We start from the raw sequence: 8,409 nt of genomic DNA, 5'->3' as shown, positions 1-8,409 counted from the left end.
GAAATACTAAAAAGCCGGTCGCATGACCGGCTTTTTTTATGTCGGGTGTCCCATCCTGAAATACGTTTAGTACATCTTATATGGCAGAAACTTCCCTGACATAACTACGCTGACACGGTCACCTTTAGGATCGTTTTCGCGCTGTAAATCCATAGAAAAATCAATGGCACTCATGATGCCGTCGCCAAACTCTTCATGAATTAATTCCTTTAATGTAGTGCCATACACACTCACCAATTCATACCAGCGGTAAATAAGCGGGTCGGTAGGGACTTCTGTGGGTAACGAGCCTTTGTAAGGCACGATTTGAAGCCAAGCAATGGCTTCGTCGGTAAGCTCAAGTAACTCACCCACGGCTTCAGCTTGCTGCTTTGTCATGGCCATTTGTCCTAAGCAAGCTGCTGTACTCCATTCTTTTGACTGACCAACAACTTCGGCAATCTGACTCCACTTTATGCCTTTTAAAATTTTGGCTGACTGGATCATGTCGGTAACTTGGGTTCTCGATGTAATCATTTGCATTTCCTTAAAGGGTTAGTTAAACAAAATGAGCGTAACTAGATTGCTGAAAATAAGTGCCAGTATTAGCACCTTGTACACAAAAAGAGGGTGTCGTTTTACTAACGGATCGTACGCCGTATGTTGTGATGGATTTGGGTAGCGAAGCGAAAAAAGAAACTCAGATAGTGAAGAAAATCGCTTATCAGGGTTCACATGCAAAGCACGCTTAAGGGCGCTATCAACCCAATTAGGTATTGGTCGATTAGGAGCCAATGCGGTTTGGTATTTTAACTTTTTCTGCTCGGCCAACGTGCGACAGTGAACGAGCTTTGTGCCATAGGGGTAACGACCGCACAAGAGATAGTAGGTGAGTACGGCTAAGGAAAACAGATCAGAGCGCTCTGTGCCAACATTTCCTAAAAAGTATTCAGGTGCGGAAAAAAGTGCAGCGCCAGGAATAGGTGTGTCACTATAGAGGCTTGGGGCATCGGCTAAGGCTGCTGAACCCAAATCTATAATTGTACAGTGCCCTTGTTCGCTAATAATAATATTGTCAGGGCGTATATCCCTATGAACAATGCCCTGACGGTGCATTGCCTGTAAACCTTTACCAACCTGCTCGATTATATTTCTAACTTGCTCTAATGGCGGCGTAGGATTATCAACAGCCCATTGAGCTAGCGTTTGACCTTGTACATATTCACTTACGCTGTAAAAAGCAGAAGGAGAGTACGGTAGACCCAAATCAGTAAACGTTGGGCTTTTAATAACGTGTGCCGAATTAATCCGTCTCGAAAACCAGCTCTCTATTAGGAACCCATTTACCATTTCTGGTGATAGGGTAAAGTCGGTAGCCGGCGTTTTTACAACCACAGGGCTGTTTCTGTGCGTAGCTTCACAAGACGAATTGGTGGCAATAAAAACATGGCTTCGGGCCGACGTATAAAGCTGTCGTTCTAGCTTCAGTCCATCAACATCATCACCCGTCTTAAAGTTTGCGGCAGCAGGCTCTTCGCATACATGTTCATCAGACTGCTGATTTGAGTAATGAATCGCAGCATCAGAAACCTCAGAATTGGTTATCAGTTGGTTGCCCAACGGCCTGTTAAGTACAGATGAATGAGGTGAAGTTGAAACGCCTGTATACAGTGGGTGTCTGTGATCGTTTAGGCCATCATGGCTAGCTACAAGAACCTTTACGAGAAGTAAGGTGAGGTTGTCATCGCTTCCTCTAGTAAATGCCTCATGTACTACCAACGCAGCTTGGTTTTCAGAAAGCGTATCGGCCTCACTGATTTTCATAAGAATGGTAGATAGCGAAACAAATTCATAAACCCCGTCGCTACTTATCGAAAACGTGCTCGATGAGTTGAGGGTGAGTGTTGTGTGGTCGATATCTATATGTGCTTGAACGCCTAATGCTTTAGTAAGATAACTCTGCGAAGGCTCACTTTCCGATACTTGACGATGAGGTTTTGTGAGTAAGACAGGCGACTGTGCGTTCTTAGAAATAGCCTGAATTTGACAATCCCCCACATGAAATACATCCATGTGATTGCCTGTTACCACCGCCACTGTTAACGTGCAAACATAACCTTTTTCTGGTGTATAGCAAAAGGGACTTCTTTGCGTACGTGTGTAAAGCAGCGCGTTTATCTCTTTAATAATGGTTTCAGCGCGCGTCTTAACCGACCATTGTTCCGGCGCCATATTAAACAGTTTAATAAACTGACTGGTAGCAAAGTCGCTAGCAACTTGGCTAACCGTACTGCTACTTACACCGTCGGCGATAACAAAAACGCTGCTTTGATCTGGGTTATCAGAAACATGAAAAGCGTATGCATCTTGGTTTATCGCTTTAACGCCGGCTGTAGAAAATGCACTTACACTGAGCGTGTTAGCTGGTGGGTTAATTGGGGCGTTTAACGCGGCTCGCTCATTCATGTTTATTTGCTTCTTACCTGCATATTTAATTATGAGCCCAATTAGTTATTTCCAAGGAAGCGGATAACGCCATCATGACGTGTCTTGTAGGGACAAGGCATGATGGCTTTAAGATAAGCGCCTTAATTAAATAGGCAGTGTTTGCGATGCAGCGGCTTTATCAACAGGGATAGTACGTTTGGGTAGCGTCTTAACGTGGGTGGTGTACAGGGTTAGTCCAGTAAAGGCGAGGCCACCAACAAGATTTCCAAGTGCAGTTGGGATCTCGTTCCAAATGAAGTAGTCCATAACCGAGAAGTCGCCGCCCATAATAAGGCCAAATGGGAAAAGGAACATGTTTACTACTGAGTGCTCAAAACCCATAAAGAAGAACAGCATGATTGGCATCCACATGGCTAGTACTTTTCCGCTAACGTGGGTTGAAATCATTGCACCCACTACGCCTAGCGACACCATCCAGTTACACAACATGCCGCGAATAAAAATGGTGAACCAGCCTGCAACGCCGTGTTCTGCGTAGCCCAATGTACGAGCTTCGCCAATGCTGGCTACCTTAGTCGCGATGGCACCGCCATCCACGTTATACCCCATGGTAAAAATAAACGACATCATAAAGGCCACGGTTAATGCGCCACCAAAGTTACCTAAGAATACTAATCCCCAATTTCGTAGAATTTGTTTTGGCGTGACGCCAGGTCGCTGTGCAAGCCAAGCGAGTGGGGTAAGTACAAACACGCCGGTTAATAGGTCAAACCCCATAAGGTAGAGCATACAAAAGCCCACTGGGAATAACACTGCGCCAAGAAGAAACACGCCGGTTTGAACGGCAATGGTAACGGCAAAAACAGCGGCAAGGGCCAATATAGCACCTGCCATATAAGCGCGAATTAGAGTATCTCGTGTAGACATATAAATTTTGGCTTCGCCTGCATCTACCATCTTGGTTGCAAACTCAGCGGGGAGAAGATAAGCCATGGTTTCACCTCACGTTGTCGTTATTAATAAGTTGTCATCTGTGTGTTGGCGTTTACTGTTTCAATGCGTTCCAGAAGATCAAAAAAAGGCGTCCGCAGCGCTCTCGTAAGAAAGAACTGGGGACGCCTTTGTCCGAAACTCATGCATTGTGGTAGCTAACAAATAAACCGTCGGTTATGTGTACGCCTTTGTACTCTAAAGCCCGTTGGCAACTAATACTTGTATAAGCGCCTTCGTACTTTTGTTATCCATTTGTACAAAGCTAAAAAAGTGCCAATAACCAAAATGTATGTAAATGCGTTATTTATTTATTTTAAAAACAATGCTTTGTATAAATTCATGGCTGTGTTGATAGACGCTTGCGCCAAGGCACTATTAATTAGTCTGCACTAAAAAGGGGGGAGTGTGAGTGTTTAAGGTGCAACCGGTTTAACCATTTCCTATTTTAATGCCTGTTTTAACATTTTTAACTGACGCTTCATGGTTGGATAAACTTTTGTCTCTTGTGTTCGGTGTGCGTATTTTTCATGCTCAAATAGTTCACACAGAAGTGTTAGTGCCTTGGCAGCATCTTCGTTTATCAAAGGGTTAACTTCACTCATAAAGGCGGACAAGGTTTTATTCCCTCTTTCTTTTCCTGTTTTAGCTTCAACGCATTTTATTGCGTTTAGTAAAAACTCTGTGTGAGGGCGATAGTGTGTTGCGATGCGTTTTGGGTAAAAAATAAAGTGCTAAAATAAGCCCAATTAGGCCAATGGCGGAAAGAAATACAACTCGCATTTTTTGCGGCGTTAGCGAGCCTAGTAATTCTTCAAGCATGTTGGTTTGCGCAGTATTGTCAAAGCCCAGTACCCATTTACTCCACGAGTAATCGAGCTGTTGAAACCAGCTTTGTAACGTTGCAAAAATAGCAGCGTTGCTAAGGTCGCCCAAAATACTGGCTTTACGAGACTCCCCAAGCTCTTCCAACGCACGTTCAAGCCCGAAGGTTAAGCGTGACGGTGCCACCATACTCGTTGGGTCGTGTCGAATCCACACACCATCAATAAAAGCTTCCACCCACGCATGTGCATCGTACTGCCTTATTTGAAGCACATTGTCATTAAGTGCGCTTCCGCCCTGGTAGCCTGTCACCATTCTTGCCGGTACCCCTGCGGCGCGAAGCACATACACCATGGCGCCTGCGTAATGGACACAAAAACCTGAGCGTTCTTCAAATAAAAAACGGTCGATGGGGTCGGTAGGCATGGCGTTCGGCGATAGGGTGTAGCGGAAGCCCCCTTGATTAAATTCACGCATTATTGCGCTAACTATTTGCTGTGCGCTTGAGTATTGTTTGGCAAGTGTCTGTCCCCATGCTCTGGCTTGAGGGTTGCCATTCATGGAAACCTGAAGGTTTAGTTGCGATTCAAAATTTCCTATTCCGCTAGTGATTTGAGCAGTTGGATAGTAGCGCAGATAAAACGCTTTTTTACTGGATATTGGGCTATTCGCCCTTAACGTAAAATCAAAAAGACTTCTTACGAAAATACTGTTCTCGCGGTTGTTGGGGGTCGAAGGCGCTAACGCAAACAGCCACGTTTGCTGTGTGGGTTCCACGATCAATTCATAACTTACCACTTGAGGCGTATTTTCCTCGGCCAGAGCTGACAAGGGTGTTGGCTTGCCCATGTAAGCTAACTGCTGCTCTGCCTGTTTGCGCTTGTCGCTAATAGACCAGGTTTTCCCGTCAAAATGTTCTAAGGTCATAGCGCGCCAATACCTGGACGGTGCAACAGGGACTGCTTCTGTGTTTTCAAATGTGGCGCTGAAAGCCAATTCAGATGAACTTGCAAGTGACGCAATATCACCTGGCGTCACCGTGTCAGAAAGCCCGGTTTCAGTCGACTTTGACGTGGGCATCTGCCAAAGCGGAGGGAGTTGGGGAAGTAGTAAAAACAGTAGCAGCGCGATAGGGAAAGCTTGGACAATAAGCACGGTCACGAATTTAATGCTTTTTGATTTGGGTATTCCTGCACCGTGATAAATGGCAGTCGCGAATAGCAGCAGGGCCAGTATTCCTGTATAGCCAATCCACGCAAATACGCTTAGAGACGAGATAAATCCGCAGCCGATCAAGAACAAACAGGTACATACAATTAAGTGAAAATCTCGTTTTTTCTCAACCAGCATGATTTTGAGCGCGCAAGCGACGGTCAATAGGTTGATCATGCTATCAAGCAATCCTACTGAAAAGCCGAACCACGATAATGCGAACACTGCCAATATCGCCAGCAAGTTAACCGTGCGTGATGTTGGCAAACTATTCAACGCACTAAGGCCTGCGGCCCTCACTATCACAGCACATCCACCTAGCATAATTACCCATGTCATAAGTGGCGCGGTAAGAGAAAAAAGAATAAGAGAGAAAGCTATGCAGAGCATAAGCACAGCCACGGACGTTGGTTGGCTAAACACGCTTTTAACAACGGTTAATTGTGATAAACGGCTTAAAATAGCGGAGTTCATTTCGTTGACCTCGCTCTTTCACTCTTTATGGAAGATATTGAGACCGTTTTATTTGAGGTTGAAGAAGCTTGTGATGAATGCGAATTCAAACAAGCAAGTGCACTAAGACATTCGTGCCTATGTTTTACCCCGCGAGCAGGGGCAATGTTAAGCCCTTTGTACTGTATTCCAAATACCCGGTCTGCGCCTGTCCAAGACAATGTTGCATAGGTAAGTGCCGACACGGCAGTTTCCACATCGATGTTTGAGGGAACTGAAAGTACAAAACTGTCGCTTTGCAAGGAGGTAAAGGATTTCGAAACCCAATTTCCGTTTTTCGCCACATGCTTCCACGATACGCGATTAAGCGGCTGTCCAACTTCGTAATCGTTTAATGCGTAGAAGTCCTCGTTACTTGTAAGGTCGTTAACCTGACTGACGCTATCCGACTCATTAGAACTCGCTACCTTATTAACAGTGACCGGACCTTCTTGAGGTTTTGCATAGACAGTAACCTGTTGGTCAAAATCGAGGTGGGTCCAGCATTTGTATAATCCCAACGGAAAATCGCATGCAATGGTTAGTCTGCCCAGTGCAAATCGCCCCCGTACTGGTATTGGAAGAGGCACGCTGAGGGTTTGCGTTTGTCTTGTATCCGTAACTTCATTGTCGTTTAAAGAAAAGCTGTACGTCTGCTGATCCACTGAGGTGTCTTGATTGCTTGCATTAACAGCGGTTTCCATGGGGCGTGCTGTATTTAGCCACTTTATTGCTAATACACCATTGCACGTTTTCGTTGGCGCTGCTGCGTGAGGGATAACCTGAAGCTGCAATTCACCCTGTAAGTTACAGTGAAATGGACTGGGGGGCGTCGCTTTAAGCGCTAAACGCGCAAAGTTTTGATGAGTGTAAAACAGCGTTAATAGCATAATGCTTAAGCACAAATAGCTAAGCAGCAACATCAAGTTGTTTTGGTAGTTAGTGCCAAGTAAAAACAAACACAGCGATAGAATAATAAAAGACCAACCGAATCCGCTCGGCAATATAAAAATACTGTTTACGTTGAGGTGATGTTCGTGAGAAGCCGGAACTCGCCTGTCTAACCACTTTAATAGCCTGCGTTGTAGGTAATTCGAAAGTGAAGCTGGCATTCTACGCACCTTTAGCGCTCCGAAAATTCATGAATGCTAGGCTGCCAGTGGGTCAATACTATCGAGTAATTTCTGGCTCAGTTTTTCACCGTCAAAAGCATGGTTTTGCTGCCCTTGTGCCAACTGATGTGAAGACAATGTTAGCCTATGAGCGGTAATGGCCACGAAGACGGCCTGTACATCTTCGGGAGTAACATATGATTTTCCGGAAACAAACGCCCAGGCTTTGGCACCTTGTAGTATCGCTCTACTCGCTCGTGGCGATAGGGGATTAGGGTAATCATTGCTTTCACGACTTTCACTCACCAATCTTAGTATGTAATGAATAATGGCATCGCTGGTATGAATAGTGGCTACCTCTCGTTGCATCTCGCACAAATTCTCCTCATTTAGTATTTGTGCAAGCGGTGCTGATGCATCCTGTTGCAATAGCATGGCTTTTTCTGCCTCCCACGCTGGATAGCCCAAAGAGATACGCATAAAGAAACGGTCGAGTTGGGACTCTGGCAAGGGATAAGTGCCCGATTGATAGCTTGGGTTTTGTGTAGCAATAACAAAAAATGGAGAGGGTAGCGCGTGGGTTACACCATCGATACTTACTTGTCGCTCTTCCATCGCTTCTAACAGGGCGCTTTGTGTTTTGGGGCTGGCTCTGTTTAGCTCGTCCGCTAACACCACTTGGCTAAAAATAGGGCCGTGTCTAAACGAAAAGCGCTTTGCCTCGTCTTGTTCATTACTATGAAAAATGTTTACGCCCAACATATCTGATGGGAGTAAGTCAGAAGTAAATTGAATGCGAGAATATTGTAGGCCAAAAACTTGTGAAAGCGCATGAGAAAGGGTGGTTTTACCCATTCCCGGTAAGTCTTCAATTAATAAGTGGCCATTGGCAAGTAAACAAGTTATTGCGAGTTTTAACTGGTGATCTTTACCAATAATTTTCTGACTAAGAGCCCGCTGTACATTGATGATATCTTGGCGCATATAATTGTCACTTAAGTTTAAAGTTACTCTGTCACACTACGTATTAAACAGTGAGAAAGCGATTCAGGCTTTTCTAAGGATGTTGCGCAATGATGTTTAAGTTCATGTCTGAGTTCATGTTCTAGTTTACGTGTTTAGCGAACGGTAACGAGTGCCGACAATGCGGTGTTTCGAAGGTCACTACTTCTTAATAATAGCAACGATAGTGAAAGGCTTTCTATTGAATTACCTGTTAAATTTTATACGCAGGTATATCAGCGACTTGATAGTTCGTTGCGTTGTTTCTCCTATATTCTTAATGTTGTTAAGGCGACGTCTATTTTTGAAAAAGTAAAAACGGCTTACATGGACTTTATCGACAGCAAAT

At 44.7% G+C, this 8,409-nt stretch carries 6 protein-coding genes; all 6 read right to left on the bottom strand.

Features of this window, described 5'->3' with window-relative positions:
- Positions 1–66: 66 nt before the first annotated feature.
- The 6 genes from cynS to KUL49_RS03250 all read right to left on the bottom strand — a co-directional run bounded on the left by cynS (position 67) and on the right by KUL49_RS03250 (position 8,042).
- On the bottom strand, positions 67–516 hold the full coding sequence (gene cynS, locus KUL49_RS03275; protein ID WP_014949029.1) for a cyanase: 450 nt from the start codon (positions 514–516) through the stop codon (positions 67–69).
- A gap of 18 nt (positions 517–534) precedes the next feature.
- Complete coding sequence (locus tag KUL49_RS03270) at positions 535–2,445, bottom strand: protein phosphatase 2C domain-containing protein (RefSeq protein ID WP_131136299.1); 1,911 nt, start codon at positions 2,443–2,445, stop codon at positions 535–537.
- Between the two features lie 126 nt (positions 2,446–2,571).
- The gene (locus KUL49_RS03265; protein ID WP_014949030.1) at positions 2,572–3,420 is read right to left on the bottom strand and encodes a formate/nitrite transporter family protein; all 849 of its coding nucleotides are present in this window, start codon (positions 3,418–3,420) and stop codon (positions 2,572–2,574) included.
- 648 nt (positions 3,421–4,068) lie between these two features.
- On the bottom strand, positions 4,069–5,928 hold the full coding sequence (locus KUL49_RS03260) for a DUF3488 and transglutaminase-like domain-containing protein (RefSeq protein WP_242633711.1): 1,860 nt from the start codon (positions 5,926–5,928) through the stop codon (positions 4,069–4,071).
- Positions 5,925–7,058 carry a DUF58 domain-containing protein gene (locus tag KUL49_RS03255; protein WP_131136298.1) on the bottom strand — a complete coding sequence of 378 codons (1,134 nt, stop codon included), beginning with the start codon at positions 7,056–7,058 and terminating at the stop codon, positions 5,925–5,927. The genes KUL49_RS03260 and KUL49_RS03255 overlap by 4 nt, the downstream gene beginning before the upstream one ends.
- Positions 7,059–7,094: 36 nt before the next feature.
- Positions 7,095–8,042, bottom strand: a complete 948-nt coding sequence (locus KUL49_RS03250) for a MoxR family ATPase (protein WP_131136297.1) — start codon at positions 8,040–8,042, stop codon at positions 7,095–7,097.
- Positions 8,043–8,409 lie beyond the last annotated feature (367 nt).

The organism is Alteromonas sp. KUL17, assembly GCF_006538305.1.
In the GTDB taxonomy this organism is placed as follows: Bacteria; Pseudomonadota; Gammaproteobacteria; order Enterobacterales; family Alteromonadaceae; genus Alteromonas; species Alteromonas macleodii.
The sequence above is the reverse complement of the archived record's forward strand: the minus strand, read 5'-3'. Positions and strand labels throughout refer to the sequence as shown.